This is a genomic window from Photobacterium sp. AWH4_225 (assembly GCF_056158405.1).
In genome coordinates this window covers 2,085,599-2,105,414 of sequence record NZ_JBSWTF010000004.1, presented here as the reverse complement: position 1 = coordinate 2,105,414, position 19,816 = coordinate 2,085,599, and the positions used below count along the sequence as shown (strand labels likewise).

The following is a 19,816-nucleotide window of genomic DNA, read 5'->3' as shown; positions in this document are numbered from 1 at the left end:
GCAGTAAAACCTGCCCTAACACCCCATGCAGCAAGACTTTAGCAATTGATAACCATCCGCAAATGAGAAATGAACTCGCGATATATATGCTATTAATTAATTTTCATAAACTGTCTTTTTTCTTAATAAAGCCACTTTTAAATAACCAAAATTAAAAGTAAAAATAAACTTGCACGCATGCTTAAATTCATTTTTGATAATCAAATAAAATAACTTCCAACATATGAAATTAATAAAAAAGCCCTGCAAAACATCTTTGCAGGGCTTTTTACTTTATTCTTGTATTTAATATGTATTATTTAGAAACTTGTGCTTCTAACGCCATACTATCTTCACGCTTCAACACTTTGTGGCCATCTTCGGTTACGCCTTGCTTCCAGTAACTGCTGAAGTAACACATTTTACGATCGACCGCTTTATCCGAGGTAATATAGCTGCGGATAGCACGCATTTCACTGAACTCACAGGCACACCACACAGATAAACTGTCAGTATCGATATCAAGTACTTTGACGCAATCAGACAGCGCGCTTTCAGCGCTGATGTTGACAACCAACTCCACGCCTTCTGGCAATGTAAGTGGCTGTACATCAGCTTCAGTCGGTACATCAAGCACAACATAACCTTTCGCGCTCTCGGGCAATAACGCCAATTTACCCTGCAATGCAGTTTGCGCTGTCATATCTGCCACCAACAAGAAACGCTCTGCTTCAACAGGCATCGCCTGAATCGGACGAGGGCCAACCAAAGAAATAGGATCACCGACTTGCGCTTTAAGCGCCCAGCGAGAGGCATAGCCACCGATATCTGGCGTCATTTCACCATCTACTTCTGCTAGCTCATGCTTAGCAATATCTATGGTTATCGTGCCATCTCCACCCTCAGATCCAGCTTGATAACCTGAAACTGTAAAGGTACGCATCATAGGTCTTTGCCCCTCAGGCAGCGCACTGATATCCGTACTGCCATCAGCAGCAAATAGGAACTTCACATACTGCCCGACACTCTCGTGAGAAAAGTGGTGGCTCCCTTCACCGCCAAGCGTCAAACGGATCATGTTTGGGGTGATCAGCTCATTTCCCACTACTGAAAGCTGTTTGGGGCTCATCTTTGGACTCATCGCCTGGGCCATGTAATACTCCACAATAAAAGTGATAATAAGATTGATTATCACTGATAAAATCAGCTTACTTCAACTTAAAATTCGCTACCATGGCATTTAATTGGCTATTGGTAACAGCAAGTTGCTCGGTACTGGCGACAGAATCATCAGCGTTGCGATTCAGCTCGTTGATCATGTCGTGAATCGCAATCATATTTTTGTTCACTTCTTCCGTAACCACACTCTGTTCATTGGCTGAAGTGGCAATCTGGGTCGTGAGATCGTTGATCTGGCTAATCGAGTTAGTCATCGATTCCAAAGAAGCCATGACGTTGGCTGTATGCTCGACCGTCTGGGCGCAACTTCCCTTTGTCGTGTCCATCGACTGCACCACGACCGACGTCGCCTTGCGAAGATCAGACAGCATGGTATCGATTTCAGACGTGCTCTGCTGCGTCCTCGCAGCCAGCGCCCTCACCTCATCAGCAACTACAGCGAAGCCCCTGCCCTGCTCGCCAGCACGGGCAGCTTCAATAGCCGCATTCAAAGCCAGCAGGTTCGTCTGTTCAGCGATTTCGCCAATCACATGCAATACCGCATCGATCTTCTCGAAGTCCTTGCTCATGGTTTGGATTGAAGCCGACATGCTTTCCACTTCCGTCGATAGCTGGTTCACACTACCTGAAGCGACCTTGACCACATCTTTCGACTTCTCTGCCTCGACATTTGTGGCTTGAGTAAAGTCTGCAGCACTCTTGCCGCTGTGCGCCACAGATTCCGCCGTTGCGCTCATTTCATTTATCGCAGTAACTACTTTTTCCGTTTCTTGAGTATGGCGAATGAGCAAAGACTTATTGGAATCCGCTTTGTCTTTCAGCGCCACCACCTCATGTTGAATCGCCTGGCTAGACTGCGAGACCTCCAACATCATCCTTTGTAGGTTTTCAATAAAGTGGTTAATACCATTGGCGATTTTGCCCAAGTCATCGTTGCTGTAGACATCTAAGCGACGGGTGAGATCCGCATCCCCCCTTGAAAGGCCAACAATGATGTTCCTGAGCGTACTGAGGTGTTTGAAGATGGTATTGATAAAAAGAATGCTCAAAGGAATAGAAATCAATGCCACCAGCACCAACGCCATGGTGATACTGCCACTCAAGGCATTGGTATTTTGCTGAATGTAACCGCGGTCAATGTAACCTGTCAGCGTCCATTGGCTATCACCTACGGCAAACTGGTTGGTATAAGGGATTAGATCACCCTCTATGCGATTGCTAAAAAGGAGTGCTCCTTTGCTGTCTTTCAGATCGAAGTAACTCCCTTCTACAGAAGACTGAGAAAGCAATTGCTGCGTATTTCTCATATCGAGATAAAAGATATCACCACCATTTCCACTAGGCACAGTAATTGATATTAATGGGATATCATTTTGATAGAAAATATCACTTACTGTTGTTCCGTTGGCACTATTGACCAGCTCAATGTAATGATTCGCTACGGATTTATCATCAATTCGCCCTTTATCGGTAATGACAAAATCAGCAATCACTTTTGCTGCAGCATGAAAACCAGCACGTTCGGTAACTTCCTGAATGCTAGTAATATCTAAGCTAATATTTTCAGAAATCAATACCTTATTACGTATATCATCATACAGCTTATCTTTCACTAAGCTAATTTGTGCATTGATACTTTCAGCATCACTGTCAAAAATATAACGACTCAAATAATAATTGACGCTAAAGAATGACGTAATTACGGTAGCTATTAATATAGCTATCAAAGTGGTAATTATTTTAACTTTGAATGATAGTTTATTTGCCATATGTTATCCCTGTTGTGGCAAGTGTCGGATACGAGAAATAGCCCATAGAAGAATGGGAAAGAAACACCTTACATGTAGTGCCACAAAATAAATGTCGGTTTGATCGAGAAATAAAAAAAAGGCCCGATAATCGGGCCAAACGTTGGTAGGTATATACACATTTATTTTACGTGTATAAGGACTTTTTATTTTTTAAAGAAAGCGCGCTTAAGAGCCATTTCCAAACCACGTACTTCCGCAAGCCCTTTCAATCGGCCAATAGCCGAGTAGCCTGGATTGGTTTTCTTCTTCAGGTCATCCAGCATTTGGTGGCCGTGATCAGGTCGCATTGGGATCAGGCGGGTTTCTCCTGACTCTTCACGGCGCTGCTCTTCTTCCAAGATAGCCATGACGACATTGTACATATCAACATCGCCATCTAAGTGTGCGGCTTCATGGAAGCTCAACTGGTTCTCTTCGCGCTGTGTTGAGCGCAGGTGCGTAAAGTAAACACGATCACCATGTTGTTTAATCATGTTGACCAAGTCATTGTCACCACGGACACCGTAAGAGCCAGTACACATGGTAATACCATTGTTCTTACTTGGTACTTCTGTCGTCAACCAATCAATATCTTCAATCGTCGAGACAATACGTGGCAGGCCAAGGATTGGACGCGGTGGATCATCTGGGTGAACTGCCATTTTCAGTCCAGTCGCATCACACACTGGCATCAACTCACTCAAGAAGTGCTTCATATGCTGACGCAGTTTATCTTTATCAATGCCTGCGTAGCGATCAAGTTGCGCCTGAAACTCTTCAAGGGTGTAACCTTCCTCAGCCCCAGGAAGCCCAGCAATAATGTTGCTTGTTAGCTGAGCAACCGCCTCTTCAGACATCGCATTAAAATATTCCAGCGCTTCGGCTTGTTCTTGTGCTGAGTATTCATCTTCAGCGCCCGGGCGTTTAAGAATAAATAACTCGAATGCAGCAAAAGCAATTTGATCAAAACGAAGTGCTTTTGAGCCATCAGGCATTTCAAATTCCAGATCGGTACGTGTCCAATCTAATACCGGCATAAAGTTATAACAAACCGTATCAATACCACATTCGGCCAGATTACGAAGGGTCTGCTTATAATTATCAATCCACTGTTGGTAATTACCTGTTTGTGTTTTTATTTCTTCATGAACAGGCACACTTTCAACAACAGACCAAGTTAATCCTTTGTCTTCAATAATTGCTTTGCGCTTTTGGATTTCTTCTACCGTCCAAACTTCACCGTTTGGAATATGGTGTAGTGCGTTTACAATTCCCGTTGCACCTGCTTGACGAATATCATCAAGCGATACTGGGTCATTAGGGCCATACCAGCGCCAGGTTTGTTCCATGACAATCACCTTTTATAGACACACTTAACCCGCTCAATAATTCTGAGTTAAGTACTTTACAATTTAGAATGCACAATTACGTTAAAATAACTGCTTTTAAAGAGGCCAATAAAGAGTAATTGGCCTAATTGAATTTATTCGGCGGTTTATTTCTCACCGCCAAGGAGAACTACCGGATTCGAGCTAAATAAGTAGCCATCAAAATTCGGATCATCAATATCAGAAAGTTCTAACAGGCGTTGTTTCACATTCTCAAGGTGTTGCCACATGGCATTTTTAGCTGCAATCGGATCCTTGCGCTGCATCGCTGCCAATATACGCGCGTGATCTTCCAACCATTCCTCACGATATGCCATGTCAATAATGTGCGAGTGTAGCTTCTTCCACATCGGGCTTTGCTCACGCCGCTCCCACGATTGTTTTAGCATATCGACCAACACTGAGTTCTGCGTCGCTTCGGCAATACACATATGGAACTGCTCATCACCAAAACACTCATCTGCCCCAGAGGCAATTTCACTGCGCTCAAGATCCAGCGCCGCACGCATCTTCACAATATCACTCGGTGTCACCTGGATAGCTGCAAACTCGGCAATATTACTTTCGAGCAACTGCCTTGCCTGCAGCATTTCGAATGGACCAGCATCATCACTGATCACATTCTCCCGGCTATTGGAGTGGCTTGGAATATTGAGGACATAAACCCCAGACCCCTTCTTCACCTCAACAAGATTTTCAAGTTCCAGCATAATTATCGCTTCACGGACCACCGTTCGACTGACATCCAGTCGCTCGGCGATATCCCGCTCTGGCGGTAGCCGATCGCCCACTTTATAGCGGCCATCGATAAGTTCTTGTCTCAACACCAAACCAAGCTCTTGGTATGGGCGTTTCGGTTCGAAGGGCATCATGATGATATTGTCACTTTTTTCCATTGCACTTATTCGCCATCATAATGACCAATATAAATTGGTCAACCTCTTAATGTAAAAGTGTGGCAACACTTTGATTTTAATGATTACAACAGTCTGTTTTTACCGCTTATTGAACCGCTTTAATGCGCTCTACGATTTCGTTCAGCTCAGGGTTAGACTTCTCAAGCTCGTCGTACATCGGCTGTACTGCTTCAACGAATGCAGTTTTATTTGGCTTAACAAAAGTTACGCCCATTTTCTCTGCTTTAGCACGCTCTTTCGCTTCAGACTCAGCCCATAGCTCTTTCATCACTTCCATTGAGCTCATCGCTGCCTTTTTCAATGCTTCCTGGTGTTCTTCTGATAGACCATCGTAGGCTTTGGTCGAGATAACCAGTACATCAGGAACCATGGTGTGCTCATCTAGGCTGAAGTACTTAGATACTTCACTGTGACGGCTCAGGCTGAATGATGGAATATTGTTTTCTGCAGCATCAACAACACCTTGCTGCAGTGCTGTGTAAAGCTCACCGTATGCTAGCGGCGTTGGGCTACCACCCAGTGCATTTACCATCGCAATCGCTGACGGGCTAGGCTGAACACGGATCTTCATACCTTTCAGATCTTCAGGTGTTTCAATTGGCTTAGATGTATAGAAGCTACGAGCACCAGCATCATAGTAAGTCACACCGATGAAACCACTGTCGCGAGAAGACGCTAGGATTTCCTCACCCACTTCTCCTTCTTTCACGTTGTAGTAGTGAGTCTTATCACGGAATAGGTATGGCAGGTTGAATGCCGAGTAAGCTGGAGCAAAGGCTTCAAGCTCAGCAGCGTTGGTTTTTACCATTTCCAATGCGCCGTTCTGCATTAGCTCCATTGATTCACGTTGGGTACCTAGCTGCGCATCAGGATAGATACGAATGCGAACTTCGCCATCAGTAAGAGCGCGAACTTCTTTAGCCATGTGGTCCATCGCTTTGTGTACAGCATGGTCACGCGGGTGGTTATGACTTAGCTTGAAGGTCGTTGCTGCGTAAGCAGAAGCTGTAGCACCAAAAGTAAGGGCAGCACCGATCACTGCAGTAAGTACACTTTTACGCGTCATCATTGTTATATCTCCGTGGAATTGGTTGTCCATTGTGTAGGGTGTTTCTTAAGTACGGGGCCAATATTGCGTCTAAATCAGAAAACCGTCAAAACAAAAAAGCAAATTGATTGACCAATATCACAATAAAAACCCTAAAATTGGTCAACCAATTCAATTGTGACTTGGCTCACGTGACTAAAAATCACACCATCTTATAATCCCCACAGAAAAAGCGCGTGCTTAAACATAGCTAGATAACATATCTGCTTACATTGGTTCACCAATAGACAAATCTGAGCATGCTTATTTATTTGAAAGGAACTAAAGATGAATAAATTGGTTGGTTACATAAATAGAGGGTTGGCGATGTTTACCGTGTCTCTCTCTACCTTCCTGGTGTTCTGTGTGATCTGGCAGGTGATCTCCCGCTATATCATTGGTAAACCAAGCACTATTACTGATGAGCTAGCGAGATATCTATTTATGTGGGTAGCCCTGATTGGCGCGGCTTACACCACAGGCCTCAAGCGCCACCTTGCAATTGACCTCCTAACCATGAAGCTCAGCGGCAAAAGAAAGCTGTTCAATGAAATCTTTATCCAGTTAGCCATCGCTGTCTTTGCCTTTATTGTCCTTGTATACGGCGGCTCTAATTTAGCAATGAAGACGCTAGCAACCGGTCAGGTAACACCAGCACTCGGCTGGGAGATGGGCTACATCTACTTCTGCCTACCGATAAGTGGCGCTCTAATGATTTTCTACTCGGCACTATTCGCCTGGGAAAAAGTTAAGCAGCTGATTTCCGGCAATATTTGCATTGCTGATCCCCAAGAAAGCTAATTAAACATATCCAACGGTGAATAGAAAAACTCTTCACCATTGAACAAGACTTTATAAGAAGGATTCCACAATGGAATGGCAAGTCATTCTCACTCTGTTCGGTAGCTTCGGCGTATTACTCGCGCTGGGGATCCCTGTATCATTCGCCATCGGCCTTTCATCGCTAGCAACAATTATGATGAGTCTGCCGCTAGAACCGGCTATAGCCGTTGTCGCCCAACGTATGGCGGCAGGCCTTGATAACTTTGCCCTACTGGCTATCCCGTTCTTCATCCTTGCGGGTAACATCATGAACCAGGGCGGTATCGCCATCCGCTTGATCAACTTCGCCAAAGTATTAGGTGGTCGCCTACCAGGCTCGCTTGCTCACGTAAACGTGATGGCAAACATGATGTTCGGTTCTATCTCTGGCTCTGCGGTAGCGTCTGCGGCAGCTGTCGGTGGCACAATGTCTCCTCTACAAAAAAAGGACGGTTACGACGAGCACTTCTCGGCTGCGGTTAACATTACTTCGTGCCCTACTGGTTTGTTGATCCCGCCAAGTAACACCCTCATCGTGTTCTCACTGGTATCTGGCGGTACTTCTATTGCGGCCCTGTTCCTAGGTGGCTACATCCCGGGCATCCTAATGGGTCTAAGCCTGATGGTTGTAGCTGGTATCATTGCTAAGCGCCGTGGCTACCCAGTTGCCGAAAAACCATCACTGGCTGTGGTATGGGATACTTTCATCAAAGCCATGCCTTCGCTGCTGCTGATTGTGATCATCATGGGCGGCATCATCGGTGGTATCTTCACAGCGACAGAAGCCTCGGCGATTGCGGTTGTCTACACCTTCGTATTGGCGGTTATTTTCTACCGTGAAGTGAAAATACGTGACTTACCTAAAATCATCCTTGAGTCAGCGGTGACGACTTCTATCGTACTGCTGCTGGTTGGTGCTTCAATGGGTATGTCATGGGCGATGGCTAACGCAGACATCCCATACATGATTGCCGATGCCCTATTGGCTGTATCTGAAAACCCACTGGTAATCTTGTTGATCATCAACCTTATCCTGTTGATTGTCGGTATCTTCATGGATATGACACCAGCGGTACTGATCTTTACACCAATCTTCTTACCTATTGCTCTAGACCTAGGTATCGACCCGGTTCACTTCGGTATCATGATGACCTTCAACTTAGCGATTGGTATCTGTACACCACCTGTAGGTAGTGCTCTGTTTATCGGTTGTTCCGTGGCTAAAGTCTCCATCGATAAAATCATCAAGCCACTGCTGCCATTCTATGCCGCACTGATAGCTGCGCTACTGGCCGTCACTTTTATTCCTCAGCTAAGCCTGTTCCTACCTAACTTGGTACTGGGCTACTAATTCTAGGGACTTGTCCCTCAATCAATAACACGCTGAAGACTTCCCTGAGAACCCGCCCACCAGCAGATGTTGGTGGGCCAAAGGAAAAAGAAAATGGACACAATTTCAAATACGCCACTCAACACAAACGTTATCCGCCCAACCTTTGATCGTTCCGTACTAAAAAGCCGCATCGTGCACTTAGGTTTTGGCGCTTTCCACCGTGCGCACCAAGCCTTGTTTACCAACGAGATGCTAGAAAAAACAGGCAGCGACTGGGGGATTTGCGAAATCAATTTATTTGGCGGTGAAGATCTTATCACCCAGCTTCGCGCCCAGGATCATATGTACACCGTGGCTGAAAAAGGTGCCAAGGCAACTGACGTTAAACTCATTGCTTCTGTTACTGAGTCGCTACACCCTAGCTTTGAAGGCAAGCGTGCAGTCCTAGAGAAAATGTCTGAAGAGCAAGTCGCTATTGTCTCCATGACGATTACTGAAAAAGGCTACTGCGCTGACCCGGCGACAGGCCGCTTGGACAAAAACAACGCCTTAGTTAAAGCTGATCTGGACAACCCTCGTGAGCCTAGCTCTGCTATCGGTTACATCGTTGAAGCCCTGCGTATCCGCCGTGAGCTTGGCCTAAAGCCATTTACCGTGATGTCTTGTGATAACGTGCAGGAAAATGGCCATGTCGCCCGTGCTGCGGTACTGGATTTTGCCAATTTGGTTGACCAAGAACTCGCTGGCTGGATCGAAGCCAATGTGACCTTCCCATGTACTATGGTTGACCGTATTGTCCCTGCGGCAACCCCTGAGACGCTGGCAGAAATCACCGAGCTGGTTGGTGTCGCAGACCCATGTGGTATTGCCTGTGAACCTTTCCGCCAGTGGGTGATTGAAGATAACTTCGTTAACGGCCGCCCTGAATGGGATGTTGCCGGTGCTGAATTCGTTACCGATGTTGTACCGTTCGAAGAAATGAAGCTGCGCATGCTTAACGGCAGCCATTCGTTCCTGGCTTACCTTGGTTACCTTGGTGGCTACAAGCACATCTCAGACACCATGACCAACGACAGCTACCGCAAAGCCGCGTTTGACATGATGATGCAGGCGCAGGCCACGACCCTGACCATGCCGGAAGGTACGGATCTTGAAGCTTACGCAAAGTTGCTTATCGAGCGCTTTACCAACCCTAGCCTAAAACACCAAACCTGGCAGATTGCGATGGATGGCAGCCAGAAGATCCCTCAACGCATGGGCGGCTCACTTCGCCATCACTTGGCGGCAGGTACTGAATACAAGTGGCTTGCCATGGGTATTGCTGGCTGGATGACTTATATCAGTGGTGTTGACGAAGAAAATCAAGAAATTGACGTCCGTGATCCAATGGTTGAGCAATTCCGTGAAATCTACCAGCAATACGGAAAAGAGCCTGCGGTTGTTAAAGCTATCTTGGGTATTGAAGCCATTTTCGGTACCGATCTGATCCAAAACGAAGGCTTCGTAGAAGCAGTGACTAAAGCTTACCAGCTTATTATCAGCAAAGGCGCACGCGCAGCCGTTGCCTCTCTTTAACCGATATTAGACACCGGGCGATGGCTATCGCCCGGTGTCATTTTGGAGCTTATGATGAAAGACTTTCTTTGTGACGACTTCCTACTATCCAATGAAATTGCGCGTGTGCTTTACCATGATTACGCCAAAGACATGCCAATCTATGATTACCACTGCCATTTGAACCCGCAGGAAGTCGCTGAAAACCGCCGTTTCGATAACATCGGTCAAATGTGGCTGGAAGGTGACCACTACAAATGGCGCGGCATGCGCTCGGCAGGTGTTCCAGAGTCATTGATCACTGGCAAAGAGACCAGCGACTACGACAAATACATGGCGTGGGCCAAAACGGTTCCACAAACTCTGGGTAACCCGCTTTACCACTGGACTCACCTAGAGCTTCGCCGTCCATTCGGCATTACCGGCAAACTGTTTGGCCCGGAGACCGCTGAAGGGATCTGGCACGAGTGCAACGAGATGCTTGCAAGCCCTGAGTTCTCTGCCCGTGGCATTATGAAGCAGATGAATGTGGTGATGGCAGGCACGACCGATGATCCTATCCATTCATTGGAATACCACAAAGCGATTGCCGAAGACGACAGTTTCGATGTCGAGGTAGCCCCAAGCTGGCGTCCTGACCGAGCCTTCAAAATTGAACTAGATGGCTTTGCTGAGTACATGCAGTTATTGGGTGAGGTTGCAGATATCGAGATTGCTTCGTTCGACGATCTACTTACCGCATTAGACCGCCGCCTTGATCATTTCGCCGCGCACGGCTGCCGAGCGGCCGACCACGGTATCGAAATTGTACGCTACGGCAAAGTACCGTCAGAGCAAACTCTCAATAGCATGCTTACTCGTCGTCTAGCGGGTGAAGTGCTGACTGAAGAAGAAGTTGACCAATTCAGCACCGCAGTACAGGTATGGCTTGGCAAGCAATACGCCAAACGCGGCTGGGTAATGCAGCTACATATTGGCGCCCAGCGCAACAACAGCACCCGTATGTTCAAGCTGCTCGGTGCAGACGCCGGATTTGACTCTATTGGCGATCGCCCGTTTGCCTTCCAGCTTGCTTCGCTGCTGGATGACATGGATCTGACCAACGAGCTTCCAAAAACCATCCTGTATTGTCTAAACCCTCGTGACAACGAGATGATGGCCACCATGATTGGCAACTTCCAAGGTGGCGGCATCGCGGGCAAAGTGCAGTTTGGCTCCGGTTGGTGGTTCAACGACCAGAAAGACGGCATGCAGCGCCAGATGGAGCAGTTATCGCAGCTTGGCTTACTTAGCCAGTTTGTCGGCATGCTGACCGATTCTCGCAGTTTCTTGTCCTATACCCGCCACGAGTATTTCCGCCGCATTCTGTGCAACATGATTGGTCAGTGGGTAGAAAACGGTGAAGTACCTAACGATATCAACATGCTAGGTAAGATGGTACAGGACATATGTTTCAGCAACGCTAAACGCTACTTCACCCTACCGGGAGAGCAAGCATGAAACGCATTGCCCTCATCGGCGAGTGCATGATTGAGCTAAATGGCGCACCGTTCGGTGACATGCACCAGACGTACGGCGGTGATTCACTCAATACTGCCATCTACCTAGCACGTACAGCCGGCAAGTCTGCCGAGATCAATTACGTGTCGGCACTCGGCCAAGATGCTATCAGCGAAGGCATGATCAGCCGCTGGCAGGAGGAGGGTGTCAGCACCGACTTGGTGCTTCGTGATAGCTCCCGTCAGCCTGGCCTGTACTTGATTCAATTGGATGACAAAGGCGAGCGGACATTCCTGTACTGGCGTAACCAATCTGCAGCCCGTTACATGCTGCAGCATGCTGATTTTGAGCATGTTGCAACAGAGCTGGGACAGATGAATATGATCTACCTCAGTGGGATCAGCCTGGCTATCTTGCCGCAGCAAGACCGCCAAAAACTTGTTGATCTACTTGGGCAGCTAGCTGAATCCGGTGTCGATATTTTATTTGATACCAATTACCGCCCTGCCCTGTGGGAATCAGCCGAAAAGGCGCAAGAGTGTTACCAGCAGGTCTTCGCATTCACGGCTTTGGCACTTGTTACCAATGATGACGAAGCCAATCTGTGGGGCGATAGCAGCGAAGAAGCGACCTTGGAAAGACTAAAGGCCGCAGGCGTACGCCAAGCGGTTGTCAAAATGGGAGCGAAGGGTAACTACTTCGAGGACTTCACTACCCAAACCCGCACCTTTGTGGCTACCAAACCGGTTAAACAGGTGGTCGACACCACCTCGGCGGGCGACTCATTCAATGCTGGTTTTATGGCAGGCCTGATATATGGGAAATCTCCGGTGAAATGCTCGGAGCAAGGGCATCAGCTAGCTGGAACGGTGATCCAACACAAAGGTGCGATTATCCCTAACCAAGCAATGGCACACATCAAATTTAACGAACAAGAACCTGCTCTATCTGAGCACTTATTCTAGCAGATACTTAACTAAGGAAGACTCAACAATGAGCACTACAGCACAGCAACTTGCACAAATTAAAGTCATTCCAGTGATCGCGATTGATCGCGCTGAAGATATTATCCCGCTAGGCAAAGCACTGGCTGAAAACGGCCTGCCAGCCGCAGAAATCACCTTCCGCTCAGATGCAGCTGCTGAAGCTATTCGACTACTTCGCGAAGCACAACCAGACATGCTGATTGGTGCAGGTACGGTACTAAACCGTGAGCAAGCCATTGCTGCCAAGGAAGCTGGAGCAACCTTCGTGGTCTCGCCTGGCTTTAACCCTAATACCGTAAAAGCGTGCCAAGAACTGGGAATTGAAATTGTTCCAGGAGTAAACAACCCAAGTGCGGTAGAAGCGGCTATCGAGATGGGCGTGACAACGCTTAAGTTCTTCCCTGCTGAAGCATCTGGCGGTATCAACATGGTGAAATCCCTGTTGGCACCTTACACCCAGATCCAATTTATGCCGACTGGCGGTATTAATGCCAAGAACGTTAATGACTACCTCGCCGTTGACCGTGTATTTGCCTGCGGTGGCACCTGGATGGTTGATAAGAAGCTGATCAACGAAGGCCGTTGGGACGAAATTGGTCGACTTGCCCGTGAAGCCGCTGACTTGGTAAGCTGATCTTAAATACCACGCTTAATTTCAAGGCTTCCCATGGGAAGCCTTTATTTTCCAATCAATTTTTATCTCGGCTAAGGATTGCACCAATGAAAATTGCATTTCTCTACACGCTAGAAGCCAACAAAGAACTGTTTAGTCCCTATATCGACCAATACCTAGCCGAAAAGAACGTGACGATTAGCCACCGTGTGAATGAGCAGCTTCTCAAGCGAGCCATGGCTGATGGCCTGACACCAAGCGTTATCAATCAAGTCCAGCAGGAAATACAGAGCATTGCCAAGACCGGTGCTGATATCATTATCTGCACCTGCTCAACCATTGGTGATGCGGCAGAACAGACAGCGAATATAACTGCCCGGGTAATTCGTGTTGATCGGCCGATGGCAGAGCAAGCGGTACTGGACAGCAAGGTTTATGTCCTTGCAGCCCTTGAGAGCACAATAGAACCTACCCTCGAACTACTACAGCAATGTGCGAAGCAGCTTAAGCAGTCCCCTGAGATTACCTACACAGTGATTCCCGGCGCCTGGCAGTACTATGCTGACAGTGATACGGTTTCCTATGCCAAAGCCATTGCAAAATACATCGAGCGCAATGAGATTTCCGACGATACCATCGTCCTTGCTCAAGCCTCAATGGCCACGGCAGTTGAATATATCCAACATTGGCCAACACCAGTTTTATCAAGTCCAACATTGTGCTGTCAGTATCTATCCAAGTTGGTTCCGTCACACGATTAGCCCTAAGAAATCACCGTAGAGACTTGCCATGTTAGAAATCAATATTGCACAGGGTGTCGGGCTGTTTGCCTTTGTTGTCGGAGCCAGTGCATTCCTTCATCAAAACGGCCAACGTTTTCGACTACACCTGACCGTATTTCAAATCCTGTTATGTATTCACTTTATATTGATGGGTGCATTCACGGCTGCATTTGGCTGTGGAATAAGTGCGGCAAGAAGTTATGCTTCAACCAGAACAAAGTCAAATAAAGTCATGTGGTTCTTTATTTCGTTATTATGGCTAATGGGTTTACCCAGTTTGCAACATAGCTATGAATTGCTAACCATTTTTGGTGCATCAGTAGTAACCTGGGGATTATTTCAGGTTGATGGAATAAAATTGCGTCTACTTGTCTTGTTTAATTCATTCTGTTGGCTGACAAATAATTTGCTGTTAGGTTCTATTGGCGGGACATTGATGGAGACGACATTTATTATTGTCAACTTGTATACGATATCTAAAATGTTCATATCAAGACGTGCTATGTAGTCATTTAATTTCCACCATAATAAGATATAAACCACACCTCATATAAAAAAGCACATCATTACAATTATGATGTGCTTTTAATTTTATCCATTTAAACAGTTTTGCCTTGAGTAAAACACAAAGATAAAACCCTAAAAAGTAGAAAGATTTCAGCTAAGCCGTTTCTAAAATGGCCTTCAACAAACCTTGATCATGAGTCATGCCCGGAATAAAGGCTAATTTGTCCGCCGACATTTTTTTACTATCCGCGAGTTGTATATGGTTTACTGTCCAAACAACACAACCATTCTCCAAGTTAAATAAACTACGTACTTGAGAGTACAAACAACCATCATCGTAGGCATCGGATACTGCTGCAGCCCTTCCCTGCCATGCCCCCAGTACCTTTTCTTGCGATACCGGAAGTTCGAGATAGAGCATTTCAGGCTCAACATCTTTCACCACTTTCATACAAAGGCGGGTCATATTGCTATCGAGTTTCTCAATCCATAATCGATGAGGAATAGCTGTATCTTCCCATTCCAGAACATTCATGTACGTATTCATTCAAACCTCGACTTTTCAATTAAGTATTGCTTATTGATTTTAATTACTGCTTTTTTCACATTTTCAGGTTCGGACGTTGCAACCAAAGGACGATGAGGTTGGTTTGTATCGAAGATAATAAAATCATCTTTATATAAGGTCACAAACTGCTCATCTTTGATGTCTTGACTAAAAGCAATATCTTTCTCTTTAATCAAATCCTCAGAGATTGAATTAAAAGGGCTTAGGCTATAGCCATATCTTTCTTTTCCTTCTAATACAATTTGGACATCAATATAACTCTCATGGATTTCTGACTTTGTCTCTGAAAAAAGCTTTGTCTTGTCGTCGACAATAAAATAAAAAACATCATCTCCAATCAATGGGAAGGTACCAATTTTGCTATTAGATTGAATTTTTCGCTTTACCACTTGGATGAGTTCAATCAACGGATATGGAATATGACGATAGCTTTCCAGAGAGCATAAATTACCTCTGTACACGTATACCTCGAGCGGCTAAATTAGAATTTGATTACATTATATACCAACCACTCAAAGTGGTTGACCAATTTGATTTAATTAGTAGACCGAGATCAAATTATATCTCCCTCAATTAACTGATGGTTTCAAGAAATCCAAGAAATGTTTAACTAGGCCATCTTTAGGCGCATTGGATGGCCAAACAGCAAAGACACTTACAGGGGAGATCTTCCAATCTGGAAGTAATTGACAAAGCCTACCTGCATCAATATCTGCTTCGATAAGAAACTCAGGAATAATAGCCACCCCTGCTCCAGAGCAAGCTAAACGAGCTAATGCATGGGCATTGTTAACACTAATTTGTGATTTTGGCTTCTGTATCTGCACACATTGCCCGACTGAACGGAATTCTAATTTCTTGTGCCATACCGGCGCCAACTCAAGCCAATCTAAGTTACCCAATTCATCCGGTGAAGAAACGGCTTGGCAAGATTCCAGATACTTCGGGGACGCGACTAAGCACCGATTAATCTCATAGAGCTTTTTCGCTTTAAAAGAGCTATCTTCGAGTGAGGTTGTCATTCTGATCGCCACATCAATGCCATCGTTAATCAAATCTTGCTTGCTATCCGAGTAATTAATCTCAAGTTGTACTTGCGGGTAGGCCAAGGCGTATTCTGCAACTTGGCTTGTCAGATCTGATTGTGCCAAAACGGCTGGAATTGTCAGCTTCAATGCTCCAGAAGGCTGGTTACTCTGGTTTGAGATATCTTGTATGCCCGCTTCAGCCGCTTCCAGCATGACGTGAGCAGCCGCCAAGAGCCGCTTACCATCTGATGTAAGAGACAACTTACGGGTGGAACGGTAAAGCAGCGCGGTTCCAAGCCGCTCCTCGAGTTGACCAATATGGTGGCTTACTACTGAGGGAGACAGGCGCAATGCCTTCGCTGCCGCACGAAATGAGCCGTGGTCAACGGCTTTGGCAAAAATAGCAATTTGGCGTAATTCATCCAACATTATTCAAATAATCCGAACAGTGAAAATCAATAAAACTATATTATCATTCAATTGCGGTTGGCTTATAGTGTTCTTAACAGGAAATAATGACCTAAGCCTCTATTTTAAAAAAGGAAGTTCAATGAAATTATGCCGCTACTTAACAGCACTGATATTCCATTGGAAAACATGGATTGTATTAGCTGGTAAGCAGATTACGGTCGAACTAACGCAAAAGAGCCTGGTAGCGACTACCAGACTCTCTAATTACATAGCATTATTGTTTACTTGTAGCTTAAACCATGTCCGACTGGGTAAAGCGTATCCCCGGCTTTATATGACGGGTCATCAGAGTCTTGCCTTATGATCGCCTCAGCACTGTTTGCAAGTGCAAATGGAAGCTTGCCTTGCGGGTTGAATTCACCGCTGACTACGTCCATGACTGCACGGTCATCAGAGCCGAATGTGGCAAGAATAGCACCCGCATCATTCAGGCGACTTGCTTCATCAAGTACATATGGCTGACGGAAGTAAACAGATAGTACTGTATTATCTGCACCAACCTCGCTCATTACAGCCTGGATATCTTCAAGCGATGGTGTAATAACCCAGGAGTTCGAATCTGCCATTCCAGTGAAATCAAGTACTGATAACTCGTCAAAATCTGCACCGCCGAAGACTAAGGCACGGTTAGTTGATGGGTCGCTTCCCATGACCGCTGGGATATTGTCGACTCGGACACGGATCAAGGCGTGATCATGACCTTTTGCATCAGCGACCTTATTACCATCTTCATCATCACCCACAGTGACTTCAAAACCGTACTCTTCAGCAATCTCTCCGTCCATCCCCATAGTGAACAAGCTCGAGTTTGTACGAAGTGGCAAGGTTTGATCTTGGTTATCAAGCAACACAACCGCTTTACGTTGAGCTAGCTGGGCTTTCTCTTGGAATTCAGCGTTACCTACGATGTCATTGGCTTTGCTAGCATCGACATAGGCATTTTCAAATAGCCCCAAATCGAATTGTACTTTCAGCAAGCGTTTCACCGACTCATCAATACGCGCCTCTGAGACTAGGCCTTGCTCAACAACAGCCCGGATCTCATCGTTGCGGTTAAAGCCAGAGAACACATCAGTACCTGCATCGATTGCAATGACGAACTGTTCTGTTTTCGTCTTATCCTGCAAGCCCCAAGCACGGTTGTTGTGCATCATCTGATAATCAGTGTGATCGTTATTTTGATCGTTAATGATGCCAGTATCTGAGTTAATGACCCCTGTGTAACCTAATTTCTGGCGAAGTAAGTCATCCAATATACCTTTAGAGAAAGCTACGCCCACGTTACCAGCCGGTTCGCCTACCTCTGTCGAGTAATCATTGTTAGCAACTCGTACCGTTTCGTGATCTCTTACATGCAATAAATCAAATAATTCCTTGCCTCCCCCTACATAATGATCCGTTTCATCAGGTTCTAGCATTGACCAATCGCCGCCACCAACAACACCATAATATGGCATGATAGCAGCCACCCCAGCCTCAATAGCAGTAATGAAAGGCTTGAGGTGATAGTCAAACTTACCGGCAGGATAGCTTTGATGTTGACCGGCCATGTAATGGGGATCTGCCCCTAGGAACTGAGGGCCACCACCAGGGAAGTGCTTCATGGTAAGGACGATACTATCGGCATTAACTTCCTCCCCCTGCAATTTTGTCACAAGGGTTTGAATAATGTCTGAAGTAAGGTCGGCATCCGAGCTAAAGGTCTCGTGGACACGGTACCAGCGTGGCTCTGTCGCCAAGTCTGCCATATAGCCATACATACCGCGTAAACCAATCGCATTCCATTCAGCGCGCATGACTTCACCAAACTCTGCTATCAGCTCCATATCGCCCGTTGCAGCCAGGCCGCCTTCTTTAGGCCAACCAGTAAAGGCTCCGGAGTCGACATTGATACCCGCCTTGGCATTCGGATCGATGTGGTTACGCGCGTTCGATTTGAACAGTGCTGGAATACCAAGTCGCGTGCGTTCTGTAAGTTCCTGCACCGTATTCATATACTGAGCAGCTTCCTTTGGACTAATTACATAGCTAGGACCACCTGGACCTCCCGCAGAACCACCATCTTGACGCTCTTCGTCTGTCATCGCATCGATTTCTTCCTGCGTCAGGATATTATTTCGGAAGATAAAACGATTCATTTTCTGGCGACTGACAAAGTCCTGGTGCTTCATGCCAATATAGCCATAGGCCTCTGCATTTAGCGTGTCAATTAGCATCATGCCGACTTTCTCTTCAAGGGTCATTCGGCTAACCAAGTCAGCTGCACGCTCCTCTGAAGATAAACGCCAATCTTCATATGGCGTAAGTTCGCCATCGCCATTGGCATCTCGGAACTGGTAACCATCGACTTCTAGAATGTCATGCACACGAGATTGAACAACTGGTTGTACAATTTTATCTTTATCATCTGAGTCACTTGATGATGAGTTACAACCTGCAAGAATGAGCGCCACCGCTATAGGCGCTAGGGTAAAGAGTTTTTTGCTCATGGTTCGCCTTTTAATTATTCATCATTGGAAACACGATGAATATTACTCGCCACAAACATTTGGTTAACCAATTTGTTTTGATATGGCGATCAGGATCAACCAGTTTTGAAATTTGGTTTACCTTGATCACGCTACAACACATCCAAAAGGAAATATTCGATTTCTTTGCTACGCGCTCACAGTTTTTGAAATATAAAGCTGGTATTGCAGAAGAAAATATTTGAAGTAACATCAAAGGTATAAGGAAATTATGTAATCAAAGAAAGGAGGTTTTGTGATTACAATCAAGCCAGCAATTTTGGAAGACCGAAACGCTATCAGCCAATTGCACGCGAGAAGCTGGCAAATTGTTTATGCCGGTTTGCTTACTAAAAAATACCTTTCAGAAGATGTCTTCAGCGAGCGAGGTGCTGTTTGGCAAAAGCGTTTTAGCCAGCCTGTTGCTAATCAGCGAATCTTTATCGCTACAGAAAACGAAAAGCTACTCGGTTTTATCTGCATCTATCTCGATCAAAACCAAGAATATGGCACCTTGATCGAAAACCTTCACGTTGACGCTAGTACGACAGGCAAAGGGATCGGAAAAGCTCTTCTGCAACACGCAGCGAGCCTGATCCAAGAAGAAGCTTCACACAATGGCGCTTACCTGGAAGTACTGTGCCAAAACCTCAGTGCCCAGAAGTTTTATGACTATCTAGGTGGTCAGCCAGTTATCCAACAGCAATGGCAAGCGCCAGAAGGCAGCTTGGTAGATGAGCTGGTATATGCTTGGGATTCTGTAACGCCTATATTAAAGAGCTAAATCAGAAACCTAGGTCAGAGA

Annotated in this window: 19 protein-coding genes; 10 read left to right on the top strand and 9 right to left on the bottom strand. The window is 46.0% G+C overall.

From position 1 onward, the window contains the following. Positions 1–295: 295 nt before the first annotated feature. The 5 genes from ACXAD4_RS26625 to ACXAD4_RS26605 all read right to left on the bottom strand — a co-directional run bounded on the left by ACXAD4_RS26625 (position 296) and on the right by ACXAD4_RS26605 (position 6,322). Positions 296–1,108 (bottom strand): siderophore-interacting protein, encoded by an 813-nt coding sequence (locus ACXAD4_RS26625; protein ID WP_475245023.1) that lies wholly within the window; start codon positions 1,106–1,108, stop codon positions 296–298. Positions 1,109–1,187: 79 nt separating this feature from the next. Next, entirely contained in the window at positions 1,188–2,828 is a 1,641-nt protein-coding gene (locus tag ACXAD4_RS26620) for a methyl-accepting chemotaxis protein (protein WP_475245021.1), read from the bottom strand. 284 nt (positions 2,829–3,112) lie between these two features. Continuing rightward, positions 3,113–4,297 carry a mannonate dehydratase gene (gene uxuA, locus ACXAD4_RS26615; protein WP_475245020.1) on the bottom strand — a complete coding sequence of 395 codons (1,185 nt, stop codon included), beginning with the start codon at positions 4,295–4,297 and terminating at the stop codon, positions 3,113–3,115. 146 nt (positions 4,298–4,443) lie between these two features. Further along, a complete protein-coding gene (locus ACXAD4_RS26610; protein ID WP_317520429.1) occupies positions 4,444–5,232 on the bottom strand; it encodes an FCD domain-containing protein in 789 nt (262 codons plus the stop codon). Positions 5,233–5,338: 106 nt separating this feature from the next. Then, a complete protein-coding gene (locus ACXAD4_RS26605) occupies positions 5,339–6,322 on the bottom strand; it encodes a TRAP transporter substrate-binding protein (RefSeq protein WP_222550763.1) in 984 nt (327 codons plus the stop codon). Between the two features lie 306 nt (positions 6,323–6,628). Here ACXAD4_RS26605 and ACXAD4_RS26600 point away from each other — a divergent pair, with 306 nt between their 5' ends. From ACXAD4_RS26600 to ACXAD4_RS26565, 8 genes are all read left to right on the top strand, one after another. Then, complete coding sequence (locus tag ACXAD4_RS26600; protein WP_475245018.1) at positions 6,629–7,141, top strand: TRAP transporter small permease; 513 nt, start codon at positions 6,629–6,631, stop codon at positions 7,139–7,141. A gap of 70 nt (positions 7,142–7,211) precedes the next feature. Continuing rightward, complete coding sequence (locus tag ACXAD4_RS26595; protein WP_475245017.1) at positions 7,212–8,513, top strand: TRAP transporter large permease; 1,302 nt, start codon at positions 7,212–7,214, stop codon at positions 8,511–8,513. Between the two features lie 93 nt (positions 8,514–8,606). Further along, entirely contained in the window at positions 8,607–10,070 is a 1,464-nt protein-coding gene (locus ACXAD4_RS26590; RefSeq protein ID WP_475245016.1) for a fructuronate reductase, read from the top strand. 54 nt (positions 10,071–10,124) lie between these two features. After that, the gene (gene uxaC, locus ACXAD4_RS26585) at positions 10,125–11,549 is read left to right on the top strand and encodes a glucuronate isomerase (protein ID WP_475245015.1); all 1,425 of its coding nucleotides are present in this window, start codon (positions 10,125–10,127) and stop codon (positions 11,547–11,549) included. Then, complete coding sequence (locus tag ACXAD4_RS26580; protein WP_475245014.1) at positions 11,546–12,514, top strand: sugar kinase; 969 nt, start codon at positions 11,546–11,548, stop codon at positions 12,512–12,514. Before uxaC ends, ACXAD4_RS26580 begins: the two co-directional genes overlap by 4 nt. A 28-nt stretch (positions 12,515–12,542) precedes the next feature. Continuing rightward, the gene (locus tag ACXAD4_RS26575; protein WP_475245013.1) at positions 12,543–13,169 is read left to right on the top strand and encodes a bifunctional 4-hydroxy-2-oxoglutarate aldolase/2-dehydro-3-deoxy-phosphogluconate aldolase; all 627 of its coding nucleotides are present in this window, start codon (positions 12,543–12,545) and stop codon (positions 13,167–13,169) included. Between the two features lie 86 nt (positions 13,170–13,255). Beyond that, positions 13,256–13,909 (top strand): hypothetical protein, encoded by a 654-nt coding sequence (locus ACXAD4_RS26570; RefSeq protein WP_475245012.1) that lies wholly within the window; start codon positions 13,256–13,258, stop codon positions 13,907–13,909. 28 nt (positions 13,910–13,937) lie between these two features. Next, the gene (locus ACXAD4_RS26565; protein WP_475245011.1) at positions 13,938–14,438 is read left to right on the top strand and encodes a YgjV family protein; all 501 of its coding nucleotides are present in this window, start codon (positions 13,938–13,940) and stop codon (positions 14,436–14,438) included. A 153-nt stretch (positions 14,439–14,591) separates the two neighbouring features. Here the strand turns inward: ACXAD4_RS26565 and ACXAD4_RS26560 are convergent, their stop codons facing one another. From ACXAD4_RS26560 to ACXAD4_RS26545, 4 genes are all read right to left on the bottom strand, one after another. Further along, positions 14,592–14,984, bottom strand: coding sequence for a hypothetical protein (locus ACXAD4_RS26560; RefSeq protein ID WP_475245010.1), 393 nt, complete (start codon positions 14,982–14,984; stop codon positions 14,592–14,594). Further along, positions 14,981–15,466 carry a NanQ anomerase/TabA/YiaL family protein gene (locus ACXAD4_RS26555; protein WP_475245009.1) on the bottom strand — a complete coding sequence of 162 codons (486 nt, stop codon included), beginning with the start codon at positions 15,464–15,466 and terminating at the stop codon, positions 14,981–14,983. The genes ACXAD4_RS26560 and ACXAD4_RS26555 overlap by 4 nt, the downstream gene beginning before the upstream one ends. Before the next feature lie 108 nt (positions 15,467–15,574). Then, positions 15,575–16,462, bottom strand: a complete 888-nt coding sequence (locus tag ACXAD4_RS26550) for a LysR family transcriptional regulator (protein ID WP_475245008.1) — start codon at positions 16,460–16,462, stop codon at positions 15,575–15,577. A 263-nt stretch (positions 16,463–16,725) separates the two neighbouring features. Next, positions 16,726–18,993 carry a glycoside hydrolase family 3 protein gene (locus tag ACXAD4_RS26545; RefSeq protein WP_475245006.1) on the bottom strand — a complete coding sequence of 756 codons (2,268 nt, stop codon included), beginning with the start codon at positions 18,991–18,993 and terminating at the stop codon, positions 16,726–16,728. Positions 18,994–19,028: 35 nt separating this feature from the next. On the opposite strand from ACXAD4_RS26545, the gene ACXAD4_RS26540 reads away from it, so the two are divergent. Together ACXAD4_RS26540 and ACXAD4_RS26535 are read left to right on the top strand one after the other, a co-directional pair. Continuing rightward, on the top strand, positions 19,029–19,217 hold the full coding sequence (locus ACXAD4_RS26540; RefSeq protein WP_475245005.1) for a hypothetical protein: 189 nt from the start codon (positions 19,029–19,031) through the stop codon (positions 19,215–19,217). Between the two features lie 50 nt (positions 19,218–19,267). Continuing rightward, positions 19,268–19,795 carry an N-acetyltransferase family protein gene (locus ACXAD4_RS26535; RefSeq protein WP_475245004.1) on the top strand — a complete coding sequence of 176 codons (528 nt, stop codon included), beginning with the start codon at positions 19,268–19,270 and terminating at the stop codon, positions 19,793–19,795. Positions 19,796–19,816: the final 21 nt, after the last annotated feature.